This window comes from Hymenobacter negativus (assembly GCF_016056375.1).
GTDB classification, from domain to species: Bacteria; Bacteroidota; Bacteroidia; order Cytophagales; family Hymenobacteraceae; genus Hymenobacter; species Hymenobacter negativus_A.
Window position 1 is genome coordinate 287,977 of sequence record NZ_JAEDAE010000003.1, and the last position, 21,022, is coordinate 308,998.

Consider the following 21,022-nt stretch of genomic DNA (forward strand, 5'->3'; position numbering starts at 1 on the left):
CCGGTCCCTCGCGAGGAACCGGCTTTTTTATTATTCCAAACAACCCGAAGGCTGTGTTGAGTGCTTACGCTACGGGAGCTTTGGCTACCACGTTCAGGCGACGCTCCTTGATACGAGCTTGCTTGCCCGAGAGGCCGCGCAGGTAGAACAGACGGGCGCGACGTACTTTACCGCGACGCACTACCTCGATTTTCTCGATGTTGGGCGACAGCAGGGGGAAGATACGCTCGGTGCCGATTTGGTTCGAAATCTTGCGAACGGTGAAGGTTTCGCCGTTCGAGCTGGGGTTGCGGCGCTGCAGCACCACGCCTTGGAACTGCTGAATGCGCTCTTTGGCACCCTCGCGGATTTTTACGTGCACGTTCACGGTGTCGCCGGCGGCGAAGTCGGGAAAGCTGGCGCGGCGCTCCTGCGATTCGGCCTGGATAAAGTCAAGTAGTACGCTCATGGCTGAGAAAATTGCGAAAGACGGCGCCGCCGTCGGGAATTAGTATTTTATCGAAACGGAGCGCAAAGATAGCGCTTTCCGGTGATGATAACAAGGGCTTTGTAGAACTAAGGTCAGCTTGTTCGCTGATTTGCTGTTAATTCAACAGCTGGGTGCGTAGAAACAAGCTGAAGCATGTGCTACGAAAGCAAATCGGGGCGTCGGGCCTGGGTGCGGGCCAGGGCCTGGTCGTGCCGCCACTCTTCAATTTTGGGGGTGTTGCCCGAAAGCAGGATTTCCGGCACGGCCTGCCCGCGCCACTCGGCGGGCCGGGTATAAATGGGCGGGGCCAGCAAATCGTCCTGAAAAGAGTCAGAAAGGGCCGACTCCTCATTGCCCAGCACGCCCGGCAGCAGCCGCACCACGGCATCTACCAAAATGGCCGCGCCGAGCTCACCGCCGCTCAGTACGTAGTCGCCCACGCTGATTTCGTGGGTGATGTAGGTCTGGCGGACACGCTCGTCAATGCCTTTGTAGTGACCGCAGAGCATGATGACGTTCTGCATCAGCGAGAGGCGGTTGGCCAGCGGCTGGCGCAGGGTTTCGCCATCCGGCGTGAGGTAGATGACGGCGTCGTAGGTGCGTTGGGCCATTAGCTCGTCCATCCACGCGGCAATGGGCTCCACGCGCAGCACCATGCCCGCGCCCCCGCCAAACACGAAATCATCAATCTGGCCGTGCTTGTTAATGGCTTTATCGCGCAGCTGGTGCACGTGAATTTCGGCCAGGCCCTTGTCCTGCGCCCGCTTCACGATGGAATGGGCGAAGGGGCTGACCAGCAATTCCGGCAGGCAAGTGAGGATGTCAATTCTCATAGTGTAGCGTGGACTCTGCGAGTCCGCATTTTGTTCGTTCGGGCGCGAACTCACAGGGTCTGCATTACGCTTCGTCGGCTTCGTCTTGCTGGCGGGTACCGGGCTTGAGGTACACGTCGAGCAGGCCGTCGGGCAGGTTCACGTAAATCTCCTTTTTGGTATGGTCGGCGTGGCTGATTAGCTCATCCACTACCGGAATCAGTACTTCCTGGCCCTGGTAGCGCATGGCCAGCATGTCCTGCTGGGGCAGCTCGTAGAAATTCTCCACGGTGCCTAAGGTGCCCAGGTTTTCATCAACCACGATGAAGCCGATGACATCGTGGAAATAGAACTGGTCGTCCTCCAACTCGGGCAGGGCGGCCAGGGGCAGGTGCAACTGGGAGCCACGCAAAGGTTCGGCTTCCTCGATGCGGTCGATGCCGCGCAGCTTGATAAGCACTCGGTTGCCGGACTGGGGCTGCACTTTCTCAACCTGGTGCTCCACCAGCTTGGTGGGCGCGCCAGCCAGGGTGAGGTACACCGTTTTGAGCTTGGTGTAAGCCGAAACATCGTCTACATCGAAGTGCGCTACCAGGTGGCCGCGCAGGCCATGGGTTTTGATGAGGTAGCCGAGCTGATAGGTTTCGTCGAGCGTCATGGTCGTGGGGGAAGGGATAACGAAAAAGCGTTTGGGGGTTGCCAGCCGGTCCGGCTCACAACTCCCAAACGCTTTTGGTTTTCAGGTGCCTGAATACTACTCGGCAGCTTCGGTAGCCTCTTCGGCCGGAGCCTCGGTAGCTTCTTCAGCAGCCGGAGCGTTAGCAGCCAGCAGAGCAGCAGCTTTCTGACGCTGAGCTTCGGCGCGAGCCTCTTTTACCTTGGTTTCGGCGTCGAAAGCAGCTTTCTTGGCGGTAGCCTTGGCATCAACGAGGCCAGTGCGCTTGCCTTCGATTTTGGCATCTTTCTCCTCTTTCCAGGCGCTGAAACGCTGGTCAGCAACTTCCTGGGTGATAGCACCCTTGTCAACACCCAGCTGCAGGTGACGACGGTAGAGCACGCCGCGGTAGCTGAGCATGGCCCGAACGGTGTCGGTGGGCTGAGCGCCGGTCATCATCCAGTAGAACGCACGGTCGGCGTCGTAGTTGATGGTAGCGGGGTTGGTTTGGGGATTGTAGGTGCCGATTTTCTCGATGAAACGGCCATCGCGGGGGGCGCGGGCGTCAGCTACTACGATGTCGTAAGTCGCGGCCTTTTTGCGGCCACGGCGGGCGAGGCGGATTTTAACTGCCATAAACCGGTGGGGTTGTGTGACGGAGCTCGTCCGTCGGGTGAGGGTTTCCCGAAATTGGGAGTGCAAAGGTAGCGTTTGTTCAGGGCATTAGCTAACGCGAGCACGAAAAAACGCGGTGCAACACCGGCCGTTATTTGCTGGTAGTCTGCTGGCAGTTGTCGGGCGTAAGCTTGGCCATGTCGCGCTTGGCAGTGTTTTCGGTTACTTCCGAAAGCTCCATGCGTGCCCGGGTGATGCTGGTTTTGATGTCGCCGCGCACGTAGTATTTGTGCCCAGCCTCAACGGTCAGCTCCAGACCGGTTTCCTTTTTGAATACTTCAACCCCGCCGTTTTTGGCCATAATGTTCAGCGTGCCGGGCTTTGCCTGATACTCAATGTACCGCTCGTTGCTCAGTTTGCAGATTTTCTCGCCATTGATGTAAACGGCGTAGTTGGCCAAGGCTCCCATGAACTGGCCCCCCCGGTAGATGCAGACAGTTGCCGTGCCATCGGCGGGAGGAGCCGGGCGAAATGCGGAGGAAAGCGCGGCAAAAAGGATAACCGCTGGAAAGAGAACCAATTTTTTCATAAAAAAGAAAGGGAGAAAGAAGATGAAGCCGTAAATGAACGACAAATCTTCTTTCTCCCCAATTTGATTTTCCGCTTTGGCAATTCCACTACGCGGCCACGGCTTCGCGCTTGGGCTTGTTGGCCAATTTGGAAATTGTGTTCAGGTTCATGTTTTTGCGTTTCACCTTGATAATGCCCACTTTGTCGAGGCCCCAGATGGCGACGTAGGTGGGGTCGAACTCCCACCACTTCACGCCGAAGTTGACGCGCATGGGCAGCTTGTGGTGGTTGTTCTGGAATAGTTCGCCGAAGGCCAGGAAGTCCAGGGCCAGCGTATTCATCGATTTGTCGTTGTTGTCAAAGTTCTGGTAGCCGTATTTGTGGCCGCCCCAGTTCACGATGGCACCGTGAATGGGCCCCATCAGGAAGTGAATGGGCAGCAGCAGGTATTGCCACCAGGCCGTAGCGAAATTGATGTAGAACAGCACATAAGCCGTGCCCCAGCCCAGTCGCGAAAACCACTTGTCGCCGATGTTCTCGATGAGCTTCCACTCCGGAATTTCGCCTTCGAAGCGGTTAGCCAGCTCGTAGTTGTGGTTCAGCACATCGTTGTAGATGTTTTTGGTTTTCCACATCATGTCGAACGCGTTGTTCGAGAAGTGAGGCGAGTGCGGGTCCAGCTCGGTGTCGGAGTAGGCGTGGTGCATGCGGTGCAGCAGCGCGTAGGCCCGGGGCGAGAGGAAACTGCTGCCCTGGCAGATGTAGGTGAACAGGAAGAAGAACTTCTCCCAAAACTTGTTCATCGTGAACATCTTGTGCGCCGCGTAACGGTGCAGATAGAACGTCTGCGTGAACAGGGACAAATAATAATGGGCAACAAAAAAAATCAGAATAGCCATGTGAAGCTGTTGTGAAGAAGCTGACGGCACAAGCAAAACGGCTTGGGTTAGGTTCAGCGGCGACAATACAAAATTACGGCCGGGGTGGGGGGAGCTGGATTTTCGGTCCGGAAAGGCCAAAATCTTGCACGTATCCGCTATGAGTGTGGTACTGTCATCCTAAGCGCTGCGAAGAGCCCTATCACTGCTGAACATTGTGTTGCAACGTGATAAGGTCCTTCGTCTCTGCTTGATTCGCAGAATGCTCAGGATGACAGATGCTTACCTATAAAACTCGCGGGCCGCGTCCCAGTGGGGGGCATCGGGTAGGGGAGCGGTGAACGTCAGTGCTTCTTTCGTGACGGGGTGCTGCAGTTGCAGCTGGCGGGCGTGGAGGGCAATGCTCACGTCGGGCAGCGGGGCGATGAAGCCATACTTCACGTCGCCCACAATGGGCGTGCCCAGGCCGGTGGCCAGTTGGGTCCGAATCTGGTGGGGACGGCCGGTGACGGGATTAATCTGCAATAAATAACGGTTGCCGGCCTGGCCCAGCAGCTCGTATTTCAGCTCGGAACGCAGGCCCTGGCTGTGCTTCTCGGGGTAGGCTTTGGTGACGTTTCGCACGGTGTCCTTCACCAGCCAGTGCACCAGGGTGCCGCTTTCGGGCACGGGGGGACGGCCGGTGAGGGCCCAATAGGTTTTGTGAATCTTGTCGTCCCGAAACATCTCGTTCAGGCGGCTCAGGGCCTTGCTGGTTTTGGCCAGGATGACAATGCCCGACACCGGCCGGTCGATGCGGTGGCATACGCCCACAAAGGCTTCGCCGGGCTTCTTGTACTTGAAGCGCAGGTACTCGGCCGCTTTTTTGGAGAGGGGCTCGTCGCCGGTGGCGTCGCCCTGCACGAGAATGCCGGCGGGCTTGTTGATGACGAGCAGGTGGTTGTCTTCGAACAGAATTTCTCTGCCTTCGGACCAGAGGTTGGGACGATTCACGCGGTGGGAACGAGCGGAAATGGGTTACTCGCAGGAGCGGGCCGGGGCCCCGCGGGGGCATTGCCGCACGTCGTCAGACCACACTCACCAGGCGCTCCGCTCTTGCTGATTATGCGGCGAAGATACGACGCTGGACGGGAGTACGCAGGGTAGTGGCTGTCATCCTAAATGCAGTGAAGGCCTTCTCACCGCTGAACGATTTGTTCGAGCGTGAGAAGGCCTTTTAATGCATTTAGAATGGCAAATGGAAATTAATACCCTTCTTCCTTACTTGGGAATTCGCGGCTTTTCACGTCGGCCACGTAGTGTTGCACGGCTTCGGTCATCACATCGTGCAGCTCGGCGTAGCGGCGCAGGAAGCGGGGCTTGAACTCTTTGGTAATGCCCAGCAGGTCGTGCACTACCAGCACCTGACCGTCCACGTCGGGGCCGGCCCCGATGCCGATGACGGGAATGGTGAGCTCCTCGGCAACTTGCTTGGCCAGGGCAGCGGGAATCTTTTCGAGCACCAGCCCGAAACAGCCGATTTCCTGGAGCAGGCGGGCGTCTTCGAGCAGCTTCTGAGCCTCGGCTTCCTCCTTGGCGCGCACGCTGTAGGTGCCGAACTTGTAGATGGACTGCGGCGTGAGGCCGAGGTGGCCCATGACGGGAATGCCGGCCGTGAGAATGCGCGTGATGCTGTCTTTAATCTCGGCCCCGCCTTCGAGCTTGATGCCGTGGCCGCCCGACTCCTTCATGATGCGGATGGCCGAGCGCAGCGCCTCAGACGAATTGCCCTGGTAGGAGCCGAAGGGCATATCGACCACCACAAAGGCCCGCTTCACGGCGCGCACCACGCTCTGGGCGTGGTATATCATCTGGTCGAGGGTGATGGGCAGGGTGGTTTCGTGGCCGGCCATGACGTTGGAGGCCGAATCGCCCACGAGCAGCACATCGACGCCCGCGCCGTCGAGAATCTGGGCCATCGAGTAGTCGTAGGCCGTGAGCATGGATATTTTTTCACCCCGCTCTTTCATGGCGAGCATCTGGTGGGTGGTGATGAGTTTGACTTCCTTGTGCTGAGACATGGCGGGCAGGCAGGTTTGCGAGGTAAAAGGCCGTTTGGCGGGGCAAAGCTGGCAACAATTTCGTTAGCCCGCGCCGGGCGTCCAGCAAAAAGCCCCTGGCCGAAGCGCAGGGGCTGAAAACGAAATGCACTGCCTGGCCCGAGCCTACTGGTATTGCGCGTAGCGGTTGCGGTTCAGCTTGAGGTCCTGCAGCAGGCTGCTCTTGGCCGCGATGGTGAAGTTATAGCCTTTGAGCTGGCCGAAGGGAATCCAGGTTCCGTTAATCTGCCAGCAGTGGAGGTCACGGAAAAAGGACACCGTGGGGAACGTCACGGCCTGACTGGTGAAATCATACCCAAAGCCGGTGGTGAAACGCAGGTTTTCGGTGAGCTTGATGGAGCCGTCGGCCCGAATGGTGTTGAGGGCCAGCAGGGGCGGGCGCTGGTTTTTGCGAAGGTATTCCGAGGTAAGAGGCACGGCGTTGGTAGTGTAGCCGGCCGAGTACGAGAGGTTGAGCTCCCACGGAATGTCGAAATCGACGTAGTCGGCGTAGTAGTTGGGGCCCACCGCGCCCAGGCTGGGGTTGTTGGCGGGGGCCACGGCGCGGGGCACCGCGCTTTTCTTCTTGCCGCTGGCCGGGTTGAAGGTGTAATTGGTCTGGAAAGTGGCCGAGGCCAGGCGCAGCAGCTTGCGTGGGTCGGCCTCGAACAGGAATTTGTTGATGGGCCGGCCCTGGCTGTCGCGTTGGTACGCCTCGAAGCTGGCGCCGCTGTTGAGGCTGAGCTTCTTGGCGACCTGGGTGCGGAAAATTACGTTCAGCGGCGTGAGTTTCTGGACGCCGGGGAGGGCGGCGAAATTGTAGCCGATGTTGAAATCGAGCCCGTCAATCAGGCTCACTTTCTTGAAGGGGTTGAGGCCGGTAGTGTCTTTGGAATCGCGCACCTTCATTTCCACCGAGTTTTGCAGGCTGAAGGAAATCTGGCTCTGGCGGGCGCCGCCAGGCACCGAATACAGGAAGTTGCTGTAGTTATTGAAGGCGTAGCTGTTGAGGAACGCTGCGTCGGTGGGGTTATTGGCGTATAAAGTCTGGCCGAACTGGTTGGTGTAGCCATTCAATACGTTGGCACCCAGTGGGTACACGTCGGTGTTCTTGTCTAGGGGGGGGGCGTAGGCGTAGTTCAGGCTGGGCGTGGCTTTGTGGCGAATGGCCTGAATTTTATGCGTGCCTTTGCGCACGATGGTGCCGTAGAACGTCGTGTTCAGGCTCAGGGCCGCCGAATAGCCGTAGACGCGGTTGAACCCGTGCGTGGTGTCGATGCGCACGGCCTGGGCCACGGGGCTGTAGCTGTAGTTGAGCTTCTGAGTAAACCACACTTCGCTGTACGACACCGACGGGCTCAGCTTGAGGTGCGGCCCCAGCGAGTAAGACCCCAGCCCGATGCCAAACTGGTGCTGAATGCCGTTGCGGGAGTTGGCCAGCAGCCGGCCGATGTTGGCGAAACTTATCGGAATGTTAGTTTCCGTGCTGGTGCCGCCCAGCAGCGGCAGGCCGTTGCTCAGGCTGCGGGCCGGCAGAACGTTGCTCAGCTCGTTGCGGGCCGTGAGGTTGTAGCTGAAGGTGAACTGCTCGTAGGTGCTGGCCCCCAGCTTGCCGCCCGCACCCGGCTGAATGCCGAACCACTGGTAGGGGTACTGGCGGGCCAGGCCCACACTAATGTCGGGCAGCACGAAAGTCATTTTGCCGTCGGTGCCCTGACTCTGGCTCACTTTGATGTCGTAGTTCCAGGGCGAGTTCCGAATCTGCTTCGAGTAGCCGATGCTGGAGCTGAACTGCGTGGACAGGTAGCGGCGGGCATCGAGGCTGTTCACTTTGTTGAAGCTGCTGGTGCCGGCGTTCACGCTGGCCGTGAAGCGGCCACCGCCGGGCTTGGGCACCGGCGTGTGGTTCCAGGTCACCCAGAACGAGTTGGACGACGGCGGCTTGATGTAAACCGGCGTGGTCGTGAGGGCGTCGGTGGCCAGAATGGGGTTCAGCGGCCGGTTCGAGAAGCGGAAGTTGAAATTGCCCTGGTAGGTGTAGCGCTTCAGGTACGAAAAATCGGCGGTGGCCCCGAAGCCGCCCCAGGTCTGGGCGTTGCCGGCGTAGATGTCGCCGGTGAGGCGAATGCCGATGTAGTCGTTCGGGGCGAAGTAGTAGCCGCCGTTGGTGAGGTAGTAGCCCCGGTCGGCGGCCTGCCCGAAGGTGGGAATAAGTACGCCCGAGCCCCGGCTTTTATTCGGCGTCGGGAAGAAACCGAACAGGAAGCCTAGCGGCGTAGGAATGTCGCCGATGACGAGGTTGAACGGCCCGGTCACCACTTTCTCGCCCGGAATCACCTTCATCTTCTTGGCCTGAATGTAGAAGTGCGGGTGCTCCAGGTTGCAGGTAGTGTAGCGTCCCAGCAGGCCGTTGATGTCGCCGTTGGGCATGCGCTTGATGGTGGCGGCGCTCACGTAGCCTTCGCCCTGGGTGGTCACGGCCTCGGTTACTTTAGCCTTCTTGCTCTTGAAATTGTAGGCAATGCTGCCAGCCGTGTACAGGCCGCCCTTGTCCTTGAGCACGGGCCGGCCTTCCAGCTTGTGCTTCAGCGAGTCGAGCCGGCCGTCGGCCTGCATGGTGTTGGTGCCGTAGTTGATGGTGATGAGGTAGGCCTTCAGGTCGGTTTCGCCATACGTCACGCTCGACTTGTTGTAAAGCTTGGCTACTTTCTGCGTCACATCGAACTGGATGGAGTCCTGCGCCTTGTAGTTGATGGTGGTTTCAATCTGACCTTTGGGCTGGGCCGCCACTTTCAGCGAGTCGCTGGTGCGGCGCACCCCGTTCACCAGCCGACTGGTGTCGGAGGGCGAATTCAAGCCGCTAGGGCGGGCCAGCGTATCGGGCACGGGCTTGCGCGAGGCGCCGGGTATGCGGGCCTGGCCGGTGTTGCGCACGCCGGGCGGGGGCGGCCCCACGGGGTCGCGCGGGTCGACGGATATATTGCGCACCGGCGGGGTAGGGGCCGAGCCGGCGCGCTGGCCAGGCTTGGCCGCCGGAATGGCTTTGGGGCGGGCCACGGTGGTGGTGTCGCCCTGGCTGGTAGGAGCCGCCAAAATGGCCTTCACCCGCGCCTTACGGGCCTGCACTTTCGCCTTGTGCGCGGTTTTGGGCTTGGGTTGGGCGGGCGGGCCGGTCTGGCCCCAGGCGGTGCCGGACAGGCCGGTCAGCAGTAGAAACAGGAGGCCGGACAGGGCAGGATAGGCCCATAAAAAGCCGGTGCGGCGACGCGGCGCGGGCCGGAAATCAGCTTCGGAACGAAGGCCAAACCAAACTGGCAAAGTATAGTAGCAGTTAAATCGTTTACTTTTGGGGCTTCTACAAAGGTAGCAGGTCGCTACCGCCCCTTCAACGAACAACGTGCGGATTATTGTCATCCTGGCCAGTGCCGCTTTGCTATTGCTGGGCGCCGGCAGCGGCGAGTGGAAAGCGGAGGCCCAAACCCCAGCCGACTCCGCCCGCGTCGCCCCCGATTCGGCGCTTTCAGCCGCTCCTGAAAATGCAAATGCGCCCTACCGCTACCGCTACCGCCTGCGCACGGTAGTGCTCGATGCCGGCCACGGCGGCAAAGACCGGGGCTGCGCTGGGGCCAGCGCCCGCGAAGCCGATGTGGCCCTGAGCCTCATCCTGGCCCTGGGCAAGCAGATTGAGGAAAACCTGCCCGACGTGAAGGTGATTTATACCCGCAAAACCAACGTGTTTGTCGAGCTTGATGAGCGCGCTGCCATCGCCAACCGCAACCACGCCGACCTGTTCATTTCCATCCATTGCAACGCTGGCCCCAGCCAGAGCCACGGCACCGAAGTGTGGACCATGGGCCTGCACAAAACCGACGCCAACCTGGGCGTGGCCCAGCGCGAAAACTCGGTAATTCTCCAAGAAAAGGACTACAAAACCCGTTACGACGGTTTCGACCCCCGCTCGCCCCAAAGCCACATCCTGTTTTCGCTGTTCCAGTCGGCCTACATCACCAACAGCCTGCGCTTTGCCCAGCGCGTTGACCGGCAGCTGCGCACCAGCGTGAGCCGCCCCAGCCGCGGTGTGAAGCAGGCCGGCTTTCTGGTGCTTTGGAAGTCAACCATGCCCTCGGTCCTCATCGAGTCGGGCTTCCTCACCAACCCGGCCGAAGAGCGTTACCTCAACGATAAAGCCAATCAATCGTATATGGCCGCAGGCATCTACCGCGCCTTTCGCGAATACAAGCGCGAGCTGGAAGGCGGCTGATTTTAATGAGTGAATGAGCGACTAACCGAATAAGCGAATGGCCCGGCCGATTTCCGCTGGTTTTTGTTAGCTCTTTCTCCGTCTTCCTTTCATTCACTCATCTACTCATTTACTCATTCACTTCTCGTGTCTAAAGAAATAAAAGTGGCGCTCCTCGCCATCGTCGCCATTGCCGCGCTTGTTATTGGCTATAATTTCCTGCGGGGCAGCAATGTGCTTTCCTCCGACCACACCTATTACGCCACTTATCCGCGGGTTGATGGCCTGAACGTGGGCGCCATGGTGGCCCTCAACGGCATCAAAGTAGGCCAGGTGAAAAGCATGGAGCTGCAGCCCGACAAGGGCAACACGGTGCGCGTGGCGCTGGAGCTGGACAAAGGCGTGGTAGTGGGCGACTCCACTACGGCCAGCCTGGGCGGCTCGCTGCTGGGCTCCAAGGCCATTACCCTTACGCTGGGCAAAAACTCGAAGAACTACACCGGCGGCGAAGAAATCCGCACTGTTACGCCGTCCAGCATTGCCGATGCCTTCCAGGCCAAGGCCCTGCCCGTGCTCGATACCGTAGGCGCCACGCTGGCCCACATCAATGGTTTTTTGAACAAGGATGCCCAGACCAACATTCAGGGCACCCTGCAGGGCGCGCGCGCCAGCACCGAGGCCCTGCAAAAGCTCATCATTGCCAACCAGGCCAATGTGGCGCTCATCACCCGCAACCTGGCCCAGATGAGTTCGGCCCTGAACAAGACCACCGGCAAGCTCGATAGAATTGCGGTGAATTTCTCACAACTCTCCGACTCGCTGAAAGCCGCCCCCGTAGGCCCCGCCCTGCGCCGCCTCAACTCGACCCTGGCCGATGCCCAAACCACCGTGCAAAGCCTAAACACCGCCCTTAGCGACCAGAAAGGCTCGATGGGCAAGCTGCTGCACGACTCCACGCTCTACAACAACCTGGCGGCCACCACAGCCAGCTCCAACGAGCTGCTCACCGACCTCAAGGCCAACCCCAAGCGCTACGTGCATTTCTCGGTGTTCGGGGGCGGTGGCAGCAAGAAGAAAACCGAGGTAGAAACGACCACGACCCGGCCGAACGGCACCGTGGTGGAAACCGAAAAGAAGACCACGGTGAAGTAGGAACGCGCCATGGCGCGTTCGGCGGCTGCATCTCTGCGACTGCGGCCGCACCATCTTCGCCGGAACCAGACCACCGACGGCACGCGCCATGGCGCGTTCCTACAGTACCTTTGAAATCCGCCCCCGGGCGGATTTTTTTGTGCCCATCCCACCAAATTCCCACCGCGCTTTCCTGATGAACGTCGATTTCAACCGCAACGAAGACCAGCTCAAGCAACTCAGCTTCAACCTCACCCAAAAGCTCCAGAAAGTAGCCCTCGGCGGCGGCGAAAAGCGCATTGCCGCCCACAAAGCCAAAGGCAAGCTCACCGCCCGCGAGCGGATTGATTTTCTACTGGATAAGGGCGCAAACCAAGTCGAAATCGGCGCGTTCGCGGGTGAGGGCATGTACAAAGAAGAAGGCGGCTGCCCCGGCGGCGGTGTGGTCGTGGTCATCGGCTATGTGGCCGGGCGGCAGTGCGTGGTGGTGGCCAACGACGCCACCGTGAAGGCCGGTGCGTGGTTCCCCATTACGGCCAAGAAGAACCTGCGGGCCCAGGAAATCAGCATCGAAAACAAGCTCCCAATTATTTACCTCGTCGATTCGGCGGGCGTGTACCTGCCCATGCAGGACGAAATTTTCCCCGACAAGGAGCATTTCGGCCGCATCTTCCGCAACAACGCGGTGATGTCGTCAATGGGCATCGTCCAGATTTCGGCCATTATGGGGCCCTGCGTGGCCGGTGGGGCCTATTTGCCCATTATGAGCGACGAGGCCATGATTGTGAACGGCACGGGCTCGGTGTTCCTGGCCGGTTCTTACCTGGTGAAGTCGGCCATCGGCGAAACCATTGACAACGAGGCGCTGGGCGGCGCGAGCATGCACTCCGAAATCTCGGGCGTGACGGACTACAAGTTCGACACCGACGAAGAATGCCTCACGCATATCCGCAACATTTTTGACAAAATGGGCGGGCAGGCCACGGCCGGTTTCAGCCGCGCCACGCCCGCCAAGCCGGCGCTGGACGAGCAGGAAATCTACGGCCTGCTGCCCGCCGACCGCGTGAAGCCCTACGACATGATGGACATCATCAGTCGGCTGGTCGATAACTCGGAGTTTGAGCCCTACAAGGACCTCTACGGCCAGACGCTCATCTGCGGGCTGGCGCGTATCGATGGCTGGGCGGTGGGCATCGTGGCCAACCAGCGCAAGATTGTGAAGAGCAAGAAAACCGGTATGCAGATGGGCGGCGTCATCTACTCCGACTCGGCCGACAAGGCGGCGCGCTTCATCATGAACTGCAACCAGAAGCGCATCCCGCTGGTGTTTCTGCACGACGTGTCGGGCTTCATGGTGGGCTCGGTTTCAGAGCAGGGCGGCATTATCAAGGACGGCGCCAAGATGGTGAATGCCATGAGCAACTCGGTGGTGCCCAAGTTCACGGTCATCGTGGGCAACAGCTACGGGGCTGGCAACTACGCCATGTGCGGCAAAGCCTACGACCCGCGCCTCATCGTGGCCTGGCCCACCGCCCAACTGGCCGTGATGAGCGGCGCGGCGGCCGCCAACACCCTGCTGCAAATCCAGGTGGCCTCCCTCAAAGCCAAGGGCGAAGTCATCACCCCCGAAGCCGAGAAGGAGCTACTCGACCGCATCAAGGCCCGCTACGACGAGCAACTCTCGCCCTACTATGCCGCCGCTCGCCTCTGGGTCGATGCCGTGATTGACCCGCTGGAAACCCGCAAAGTGATTTCGGAGGGCATTGCCGCCGCCAACCATGCGCCTATTGAGAAGGCGTACAATGTGGGGGTTATTCAGGTGTGAGTCGGATGATAGAAGTTCGTTTATCCACGCGTGCAGCGAAGAAGAAGTGGTTTGCAATAGCTACCGGGTGGATAACGGCCTTGACCTTGGTAAGTGCCTTTTCTCTTGTCTGGGGACGGTTGCTTCAAAATGCGCTTCTCTTCGCCAAGAGCCTAAGTCTCTTAATAATTCTTACCGGCGTTCAGGTAATACTCAAGCTAATGGCTGCCGCCAGGTGGATAAGTATTTACCAAATGAATGACATAAACTCTATCACTTTATCGGAAAAACAACTGTTTCTGGGAAGCCGTGGAATTTTGGTTGCTGCCTTGGAGAGTCTGACAATAGAATCAGATGGATATACTGGCAAATGGGCGGGCCGCACTAATCACACAGGTAAGGGGAAATTGAGTTTTGTGCACCGACTGGACAAGTCTAAAGAGAGTTGTTTGATTACAATTGCCTCATTGCATGAATTAAATAATCTTAGAGCTTTGGCTGAAATCTGGAGAAATGAAGGGCTGGCTGTACTGATTATGGATTAACCCTCTGTTTCCAATGGCGCAGGCAGGCCCACCGCCTAATCGCTGCTGTCCGGCCGTAGGTTCTTAGTCAGCGCAATCAAACCAATTGCTTACCTTCGGCGTTAGTAACGCAAGGCGTAAGTATGATTGTATCATTTGGTTCCAAACAGACCGAGCAAATTTGGCTGGGTGAGCAGGTGACCAAGCTGCCGCTGGAGGTGCAGAAGATTGGCCGGCGCAAGCTGCGGATGATTCACAACTCCCAGAACATTGCCGACTTGCGCATCCCGCCTGCTAATCGATTGGAAAAGCTGGCGGGCAGCCTCAAGGATTTTTATAGTATTCGCATCAACGACCAATGGCGCATTATTTTTCAATGGAGCGCTGGCCAGGCCACTGAGGTTGATATTGTTGACTATCATTAAAACGATTATGGACCGTCTTCCCAACATTCACCCCGGCAAAATTCTGCAAGAGGAATTTCTCAACGAGTTTCGCATTACTGCCTACCGCTTGGCGCAGGACCTGCGTATTCCCCAAACCCGCGTGGCGGCTATTCTGAAAGGCAAACGCCGCATCACAGCCGATACAGCGCTGCGCCTGGGACGCTATTTTGGAAACTCGGCCAAGTTCTGGCTAGGCTTGCAAAACGATTATGACCTGGAAGAACAACAAACCAATCACTTCGCCGAACTGCAGGTAGTTCATCCGTTAACAGAAGCCGCCTGACCAGCGGCTTTTTTGTGCTACTGATTCTTAATTCCTAGGAATCTTCTGCCTCCCAGCCATCCTCAACAGCATAAGCAAACCTGCCTCTCGGTACCGGCTATTTTTGCCGCTTGTTCCCCCACCTTATCGCCATGAACCACCTCTCCCGCACCGTCCTGCTGCTGGGCGCCGCTTGGTGCACCACCGCCTTTTCCGCTCCCAAGGGCGCCGCGCAGGCATTTGCTAAAGGCGCCGACGTAGGCTGGCTGCAGCAGATGGAAGCCACCGGCTACGTGTTTCGCAACGAGCAGGGTGTGGCCCAAGACTGCTTTGCCATTCTCAAAGCGCAGGGCATCAATTCCATCCGGCTGCGGGTGTTCGTGAATCCATCCGACGATAAAGCCAGCGGGCATTGCAGCCCCGCCGAAGTGGTGACGATGGCCAAGCGGGCCACCGAACTGGGCTTTCGGGTGATGATTGATTTCCACTACAGTGACACCTGGGCCGACCCGGGCAAGCAGGCCAAGCCCGCCGCCTGGGCCAGCCACCCCTTGCCCCAGCTCCTGACCGATGTGTACGACCACACCTTCAGCACAATGAAGGCGCTACGGGCGAGCGGCGTAACGCCCGAGTGGGTGCAGGTGGGCAACGAGATTCCCGGTGGCATGCTCTGGCCCGAAGGCAGCACCAAAAACTTCCCACAGCTGACCCAACTCATCAACAAAGGCTATGAGGCCGTGAAGGCGGCCAGCCCCAAGAGCAAGGTTATCGTGCACCTCGACCGCGGCAACGACAACGCCATGTACCGCGACTTCTTCGATAAGCTCACCGCCAACGGCGGCAAGTTCGACGTCATTGGCATGTCGTATTACCCCTACTGGCTCAAGCAGGACTACACGGCCTCCATTGCCAACCTGCGCGCCAACCTGCTCGACATGGTAGCCCGCTACCCCGGTAAGGAAGTGGTGGTGGCTGAAGTGGGCAACGACTACACCGCCGTGCAAAACACCTACGATATGCTGATAGCTACCCAGCAGGCCGTGCGCGCCGTGCCCCAGCACAAGGGCCTGGGCGTGTTTTACTGGGAGCCCGAGGGCGCCAAAAGCTGGAGCGGCTACCAGCTCTGCGCCTGGGGCGACGACGGCAAGCCCTCGCCCGCCCTCAAGGCCTTTCGGGCCGCCCCGGCCAAGCCAGCAAAAGGCGCTAAGTAAGCCTTCCGGCGCCTCTGGCGTGCGCTGTAGTGCGTGCCAGGGCGTCAGGCTCGGTCATTTTTGGGGAGCTGTAGCGTGTGCTAGGCGGTGCCAGGCCGGCTACCTGCTAAACAATGTTCATTTAAGCCGTCCCAATCTGCCCGGCCACCCGCTCAAAAAATGGCATGCCGTACAGCGTGGCAAACTCCTTAATGTGGCTGCGGAGCCGGGTTTCTTCGGCCGTATCGGTGCCGACGGCGAAGTGCAGCTCCACCAGCCAGATGTGTACCTGGAAATAGTCGAGCAGCCAGCTGTTGGTTTCCAGGTTGAAGAGCAAATGCAGGTGCGGCGCGCGGGCGCTGATGAGCCCGGTGCGCAGCTCGGCCACGGCTTGGAAGGCACGCATGAGCTGGTCGAATACATTGGTTTCCAACCGAGCCAGCTCGGGAAATTCGCTGTTGGTAAAGCTCAGCCAGTCGAGCAGGGCCGGAAACTGGCCGGTGAGAAACAGCCCCTCGGCCACAAAAAAGTGGTAGCCGGCCGGAAATAAGTTGTAGAAAGCCGGCAGCGGGGCCTGGGGTACCTGCGTGCGCGGGACAGCGGCGGCTTCCTGCCGGATGTGGGCCAGCAGCGCGGGTGGCACCACGTGGTCGGGCGCGTCGTGCCAGGCCGTCACTATCTCGGCAAATGCCCGCCGGCCCTGGGGGAAGGCGTGCACTTCGGGCGGCACGGGCAGGGCCCGCACCACGGCCAGCCGTCGGCGCCAGGCCGGCTCGTCCTCGGCCAGAAACTCGGCCAGAAACAGCGCCGCATTGCCAAACAGCTGGGCCTCGGGCGTGTGCTTGTGTTGCAGGTAGGTGGTCAGCACTTCGCCAAACGCGCCGGTGAGGTGGGCCAGGTCCACGAACGATTCCACGTAGAATTCCTGGCCTGCCGGGTGCGTAGCCAGCTGCAGGGCCAGCGGGGCAGCGGCTCCCCCGGGCTGGGCCGGCCGCGTGATGCGCCCCAGAAAATAGCCCAGCAGCAGGCGTTCGGGGTAAGCCAGCTGCTCTATCGCCAGCAGCTCCGGAATGTCGGTGGCTGCGCCCGGGGCATAGGTTTCCTGCATCGCCAGCCCCGACACCGATTGGCCAAAGGCAGCAAAATCGGCGTGGCCCGCATAGCGCGCCAGGGTATCGAGGGTGTGCAGGTGGTAGCCGCCTTCCTTGTCGACCAGGCCGAAGAACCGCCGCAGGGTGCTGGGACTCAGGCGGCGGCCGGCAGTGGCAGCGTTTTGCTGCAGTTCCAGCTCAAGGGCGTCGCAGTGGCTGGGGTAGCGCAGCGGCTGGCCGAAGCGGGCCGCAACGGCTTCGCGCAGGGCAGCCTGCAAGGGTAGGGGGAGGCGTGGCACGGCAGTGAAGATAATATGAATTCAGCCGAAAAGAAATTTTTGGACTTTGTACTTGGCAATGAGAATTATGGATATTTGAAGTTCAGTAATATAGATATGATTTATAAAAAGGAATATTGCGAACATGGCCATCCGGTGCTTGGCGGTACCTGCAGCCAGTGCGCCCAGCGCATGGCCTCAGCCGCTGAGGCGGAGGCCGCCCCCGCTGTGGCTCCCTCCACGCCCAACCGCACCCTGGTGCAACTGCGGGAGCTGAAAAGCCTGCTGCAAAAATGCCTCATCACGGAAGCGGAGTATGACGAGCGCCGCAATGATATTCTGGCCAACTTTTAGTTGAAGGCAATTCGTTTTGATAAAAAAGCCCGTTCCCTAACAGGAACGGGCTTTTTTTATTGGCTCAAAAATAAAATTTGTTGGTTTGAGAATTTGTGTTCTATGTTTGCAGTGTACTAGAACAATAATACACTAGACAAGCGTGTATATGGTCAACATCCGCAACCTCCATTTTGGGTACTCCCGCAAGCGCCCGCTCTTCCAACACCTCGACCTGGCGCTGGAGCGCGGGCACATCTACGGCCTGCTGGGCAAGAACGGCGCGGGCAAGTCCACGCTGCTCAAGAACATGGTGGGGCTGGCGTTTCCGGACGGCGGCACCTGCGAGGTGCTGGGGCAGCCAGCGGCGCGGCGGCTGCCGGCCGTGCTGGCCGACCTGTTTTTCCTGCCCGAAGAAATCCACGTGCCGGCCGTGACGGCGGCGAAATTCGTGGAGCAAACGGCGGGCTTCTACCCGAAATTCGACCACGAAGCGCTGGCGTACTACCTCGCCGAGTTTGAGGTGCCGGCCCAGGCGGTGCTCCCGGCGCTGAGCTTCGGGCAGCAGAAGAAGTTCATGATTGCCTTCGCGCTGGCCGCCAACACCAGCCTGCTGGTGATGGACGAGCCCACCAATGGTCTTGACATTCCAAGCAAAGCGCAGTTTCGTAAGCTCATGGCCACGGCCCTCACGGAGGAGCGCTGCCTGATAATCTCGACCCACCAGGTGCGCGATTTGGAAAGCCTGATTGATACCGTGGTGGTGCTGCACGGCCAGCGCATCGTGCTGAATGCCGACCTGGGCGAGCTGGCCGAGCGGCTCACGTTTGCCACGGTGCCGGAGGCGAGCGGCGCCGACCTCTACGCCGAAGAATCAGTGCGGGGCGCGCAGGTGATTCGGCCCAACCGCAGCGGAGTGGCCGGCCGCATCGATTTGGAATTGCTGTTCAATGCGCTGGTGGGCGAGGCGCCCGCCCTGACTTCTTACTTATCTCAAAAGCAACCCACCCATGAGCCAGTTCTTTGATTTTTCGCGCTTCGGTCGCTTGTTCAACAAGCACACCACCGAGCACGCCGGCGGCTACCTGCTGGCCACGGGCGTGCTGCTGGGCGGCATTGGGCTGGTGCTGGGGTTCATTGCGTACATGTCGTCGGGGCCGCTGCTGCCGGACATTCAGCAGGTGATTTTCACGATGGGGCTGCTGGCGGCGGGCTCGTTTTTCACGAGCACTGTTTTTGCCTCGTTCGGCAACAAGAAGCAGGCCACGGCGGCGCTGATGCTGCCGGCTTCGCACTGGGAAAAATATCTGGTGGGCTGGCTCTACTCGCTGCCGATTTTTCTGGCCGTGTACGTGGGCTGCTTTTTCCTGATTGACAGCCTGGTGCTGCAGCTGCACAGCGGCGACGGGCAACCGGCCAAAATGGTGCAGCTGTTTTCGAGCGAGAGCCGGCTCTACTGGTCGCTGGTGGTGTACGCGGTGGTGAATTCGGTGTTTTTGTGGGGCAGCATCTTCTTCGTGAGGCAGCATTTTGTGCGCACGGCCTTTGGGGTGCTGCTGGCGGCCGTGGTGGTGGTGGCCCTCAATTTCCAGGCGATGCAGGCCCTAGTGGGGCAGAAGCTGAACACGGTGATGCCATTTTCGGAAATGACGCTGCGCGAGGGCAAAGAATGGCATGTGCTGCAGCTGCCCCACGCCCAGATGAGCTGGTTTGCGCTGGTGCCACTGGGAATGATGCTGCTGGCCTGGGCGGCGGCCTACCTGCGCGTGACGGAGAAGCAGATTTAAGGGAAGTACATCATGGAATTCAAAGATAATGAGGCCATTTACCTGCAGATTGCCGGGTATGTGAGCGAGCTGATAATGCGGGGCAAGTGGCCGACGGACAGCAAGATACCGTCGGTGCGCGAGCTGGCCGGCGACCTGCAGGTGAACCCCAACACGGTGATGCGCACCTACGAGCTGCTGCAAAGCCAGGAGGTGCTGTACAACAAGCGCGGCATCGGCTTTTTTGTGGCGCCCGCCGCCGTGCAGCAGGTGCAGGCCGCCCGCCGCGAGCGGTTTCTGAGCCAAGAATTGCCGGAGGTGTTCGGCACCATGTTGCTGCTCGGCATTGGCCTGCCCGAAGTGCAGCGCCGCTACGAGGAATTTAAAAACGCTCAACCCCAATCCCAACCCCTTTCCACGCCTGCCTGATGAAAACCAGTAACAAGCTTTTGGTGGCCGCCGTGGCTCTGGTGCTCGGCTCGCTGGTCACCTATGATGCCGCCCTGCACGCCGAGTACCGCACCGGGCACTACAAAGACCCGCTGCAGAACTTCACCAAGCAAGCCAGCACCGCTTTTGATTTCGTGGAAGTGCCGGCGGGGCTCTACTTCCGGGTGAAGATTGAGGCCGGCCCGGCGGGGGTGTGGGTAAATAAGGAGGCCACCAAATACGTGCGCCTCCGCCAGCACGGCCGGACCCTGGCCGTGACGCTCACCGACCCCAAAGAAGAGCATTTCCTGGGGGGGCAGCCGCATGTAATTATCTATTGCCCGCAGCTGCTGCAACTAACCACGGACGCGCCTTACCCGCCGGCCCAGCGCAAAGACCACCGTAACAGCCCCGGCGGAGAGGTGGTGGTGCGCAATTTCAACCAGGACAGCCTGCGCCTAAGCCAGCACTGGGCCGGCACCGTGACGCTGGAAAGCAACAACCTGCGGCAGCTGCGCGCCGAGGCCGGGACGGTGGCTGGCAGTGCGCCCACGCTGGAAATAGCCGGCAATAACAACATCCAGGCCGCCAACTTGGCCATCGAGCACCAAAGCAAGCTTTCCCTGAAAACGAGAATCCCGCAGCTGCGCTACCAGTTTTCGGACAGCGCCACGGTCACCTTTGGCGGGGCGGCGGCGCAGGGGCTGAGCCTGAAATAATACGCCCGTCGCCATGACTCGCCAGGCCCTGAAACACTCGCTGCTGCTGCAGCTAGGCATTATTTACACCCGGTACTTGGTAGGTGGCGCGTTTGTGTTTGCCAGTCTGATTAAAATCAAGGGGCACCGCTTCACGCAGATTTCGGATACGGCGGAGGCGCACAGTGTCGGCCACTTTTTTGATATGATGTACCAGTCGGGGCTGTACTGGCAGTTCATTGGCTGGGCGCAGTTGCTGGCGGGGCTGCTGCTGCTCACGCAGCGCTTCGCCCTGCTGGGGGCGCTGGCCTACGTGAGCATCATGGCCAACATCTTCGTTATCACTGTGTCCTACGACTTTCGGGGCACGCCCATCATCACCGGGCTGATGCTGCTGGCGGGCCTGCTGCTGCTGGCCTGGGACTGGAACCGCCTGCGCGTGGTGGTGAACCAGCCCGCCGTGCCCGAAACCACGTCGCCGCTGTTTGAGAGCCGGCTGTGGGAGGCGGTGGGGGCGGGGCTGTTCGTCTTCACGGCCGGCTACCGGGCTTTTACGGATGGCTACAATATGCTGCTGTGGCTGGGCGTGTGCGGGCTGGTGGGCGCGGTGGGGCTGCTGGTGGCGTGGCGGCGGCGCTACTTCGCGGCCCGGCAACCGCAGATGAGCGCCGGGTAGTTAAAGCCGCCCGGCACCAAGCAGCCCATCGGGTTGATATATTTACCGGTCCGGAATAGCGGTAATAATTGCCTGAC

General features: G+C 59.7%; 23 protein-coding genes. 13 read left to right on the forward strand and 10 right to left on the reverse strand.

Annotation, left to right across the window (positions count from 1 at the left end):
• Positions 1 to 64 precede the first annotated feature (64 nt).
• The 9 genes from rplS to I7X13_RS09275 form a co-directional block, all read right to left on the reverse strand.
• Complete coding sequence (gene rplS / locus I7X13_RS09235) at positions 65 to 448, reverse strand: 50S ribosomal protein L19 (protein ID WP_198067756.1); 384 nt, start codon at positions 446 to 448, stop codon at positions 65 to 67.
• 179 nt (positions 449 to 627) lie between these two features.
• Positions 628 to 1,302 (reverse strand): tRNA (guanosine(37)-N1)-methyltransferase TrmD, encoded by a 675-nt coding sequence (gene trmD / locus I7X13_RS09240; RefSeq protein WP_198067757.1) that lies wholly within the window; start codon positions 1,300 to 1,302, stop codon positions 628 to 630.
• Positions 1,303 to 1,366: 64 nt separating this feature from the next.
• The gene (gene rimM, locus I7X13_RS09245) at positions 1,367 to 1,939 is read right to left on the reverse strand and encodes a ribosome maturation factor RimM (RefSeq protein ID WP_198067758.1); all 573 of its coding nucleotides are present in this window, start codon (positions 1,937 to 1,939) and stop codon (positions 1,367 to 1,369) included.
• A 96-nt stretch (positions 1,940 to 2,035) separates the two neighbouring features.
• Positions 2,036 to 2,572: a 30S ribosomal protein S16 gene (locus I7X13_RS09250; protein WP_198075261.1), complete on the reverse strand. Its 537-nt coding sequence runs from the start codon at positions 2,570 to 2,572 to the stop codon at positions 2,036 to 2,038.
• Positions 2,573 to 2,702: 130 nt separating this feature from the next.
• Positions 2,703 to 3,140, reverse strand: a complete 438-nt coding sequence (locus I7X13_RS09255; RefSeq protein ID WP_198067760.1) for a DUF2846 domain-containing protein — start codon at positions 3,138 to 3,140, stop codon at positions 2,703 to 2,705.
• A gap of 88 nt (positions 3,141 to 3,228) precedes the next feature.
• On the reverse strand, positions 3,229 to 4,020 hold the full coding sequence (locus tag I7X13_RS09260) for an acyl-CoA desaturase (RefSeq protein ID WP_198067761.1): 792 nt from the start codon (positions 4,018 to 4,020) through the stop codon (positions 3,229 to 3,231).
• 261 nt (positions 4,021 to 4,281) lie between these two features.
• Positions 4,282 to 4,992: an RluA family pseudouridine synthase gene (locus tag I7X13_RS09265; RefSeq protein WP_198075262.1), complete on the reverse strand. Its 711-nt coding sequence runs from the start codon at positions 4,990 to 4,992 to the stop codon at positions 4,282 to 4,284.
• Positions 4,993 to 5,243: 251 nt separating this feature from the next.
• Positions 5,244 to 6,059, reverse strand: coding sequence for a 3-methyl-2-oxobutanoate hydroxymethyltransferase (gene panB / locus I7X13_RS09270; protein WP_198067763.1), 816 nt, complete (start codon positions 6,057 to 6,059; stop codon positions 5,244 to 5,246).
• 144 nt (positions 6,060 to 6,203) lie between these two features.
• The gene (locus I7X13_RS09275; RefSeq protein WP_198075263.1) at positions 6,204 to 9,395 is read right to left on the reverse strand and encodes a putative LPS assembly protein LptD; all 3,192 of its coding nucleotides are present in this window, start codon (positions 9,393 to 9,395) and stop codon (positions 6,204 to 6,206) included.
• A gap of 79 nt (positions 9,396 to 9,474) precedes the next feature.
• Here I7X13_RS09275 and I7X13_RS09280 point away from each other — a divergent pair, with 79 nt between their 5' ends.
• The 7 genes from I7X13_RS09280 (at position 9,475) to I7X13_RS09310 (ending at position 15,695) form a co-directional block, all read left to right on the forward strand.
• Positions 9,475 to 10,338, forward strand: a complete 864-nt coding sequence (locus I7X13_RS09280) for an N-acetylmuramoyl-L-alanine amidase family protein (RefSeq protein ID WP_317191555.1) — start codon at positions 9,475 to 9,477, stop codon at positions 10,336 to 10,338.
• 126 nt (positions 10,339 to 10,464) lie between these two features.
• On the forward strand, positions 10,465 to 11,469 hold the full coding sequence (locus tag I7X13_RS09285) for an MlaD family protein (protein ID WP_198067765.1): 1,005 nt from the start codon (positions 10,465 to 10,467) through the stop codon (positions 11,467 to 11,469).
• A gap of 175 nt (positions 11,470 to 11,644) precedes the next feature.
• Positions 11,645 to 13,273: an acyl-CoA carboxylase subunit beta gene (locus I7X13_RS09290; RefSeq protein ID WP_198075264.1), complete on the forward strand. Its 1,629-nt coding sequence runs from the start codon at positions 11,645 to 11,647 to the stop codon at positions 13,271 to 13,273.
• Between the two features lie 5 nt (positions 13,274 to 13,278).
• Positions 13,279 to 13,797, forward strand: a complete 519-nt coding sequence (locus I7X13_RS09295; protein ID WP_198075265.1) for a hypothetical protein — start codon at positions 13,279 to 13,281, stop codon at positions 13,795 to 13,797.
• 122 nt (positions 13,798 to 13,919) lie between these two features.
• A complete protein-coding gene (locus tag I7X13_RS09300; protein WP_198075266.1) occupies positions 13,920 to 14,201 on the forward strand; it encodes a type II toxin-antitoxin system RelE/ParE family toxin in 282 nt (93 codons plus the stop codon).
• A gap of 7 nt (positions 14,202 to 14,208) precedes the next feature.
• Positions 14,209 to 14,505: a HigA family addiction module antitoxin gene (locus I7X13_RS09305; RefSeq protein ID WP_198075267.1), complete on the forward strand. Its 297-nt coding sequence runs from the start codon at positions 14,209 to 14,211 to the stop codon at positions 14,503 to 14,505.
• Between the two features lie 131 nt (positions 14,506 to 14,636).
• Complete coding sequence (locus tag I7X13_RS09310) at positions 14,637 to 15,695, forward strand: glycoside hydrolase family 53 protein (RefSeq protein WP_198075268.1); 1,059 nt, start codon at positions 14,637 to 14,639, stop codon at positions 15,693 to 15,695.
• Positions 15,696 to 15,816: 121 nt separating this feature from the next.
• On the opposite strand, the gene I7X13_RS21465 is transcribed toward I7X13_RS09310, so the two are convergent.
• On the reverse strand, positions 15,817 to 17,064 hold the full coding sequence (locus I7X13_RS21465) for a hypothetical protein (RefSeq protein WP_233454728.1): 1,248 nt from the start codon (positions 17,062 to 17,064) through the stop codon (positions 15,817 to 15,819).
• 15 nt (positions 17,065 to 17,079) lie between these two features.
• On the opposite strand from I7X13_RS21465, the gene I7X13_RS09320 reads away from it, so the two are divergent.
• From I7X13_RS09320 to I7X13_RS09345, 6 genes are all read left to right on the forward strand, one after another.
• Positions 17,080 to 17,397, forward strand: a complete 318-nt coding sequence (locus tag I7X13_RS09320; RefSeq protein WP_198075269.1) for an SHOCT domain-containing protein — start codon at positions 17,080 to 17,082, stop codon at positions 17,395 to 17,397.
• Between the two features lie 148 nt (positions 17,398 to 17,545).
• Entirely contained in the window at positions 17,546 to 18,403 is an 858-nt protein-coding gene (locus tag I7X13_RS09325; RefSeq protein WP_198075270.1) for an ABC transporter ATP-binding protein, read from the forward strand.
• Positions 18,387 to 19,163: a hypothetical protein gene (locus I7X13_RS09330; RefSeq protein WP_198075271.1), complete on the forward strand. Its 777-nt coding sequence runs from the start codon at positions 18,387 to 18,389 to the stop codon at positions 19,161 to 19,163. The genes I7X13_RS09325 and I7X13_RS09330 overlap by 17 nt, the downstream gene beginning before the upstream one ends.
• Positions 19,164 to 19,175: 12 nt before the next feature.
• Complete coding sequence (locus I7X13_RS09335; RefSeq protein WP_198067772.1) at positions 19,176 to 19,571, forward strand: GntR family transcriptional regulator; 396 nt, start codon at positions 19,176 to 19,178, stop codon at positions 19,569 to 19,571.
• Complete coding sequence (locus I7X13_RS09340) at positions 19,571 to 20,290, forward strand: hypothetical protein (RefSeq protein WP_198075272.1); 720 nt, start codon at positions 19,571 to 19,573, stop codon at positions 20,288 to 20,290. The genes I7X13_RS09335 and I7X13_RS09340 overlap by 1 nt, the downstream gene beginning before the upstream one ends.
• A gap of 13 nt (positions 20,291 to 20,303) precedes the next feature.
• The gene (locus tag I7X13_RS09345; protein ID WP_198075273.1) at positions 20,304 to 20,945 is read left to right on the forward strand and encodes a hypothetical protein; all 642 of its coding nucleotides are present in this window, start codon (positions 20,304 to 20,306) and stop codon (positions 20,943 to 20,945) included.
• Positions 20,946 to 21,022 lie beyond the last annotated feature (77 nt).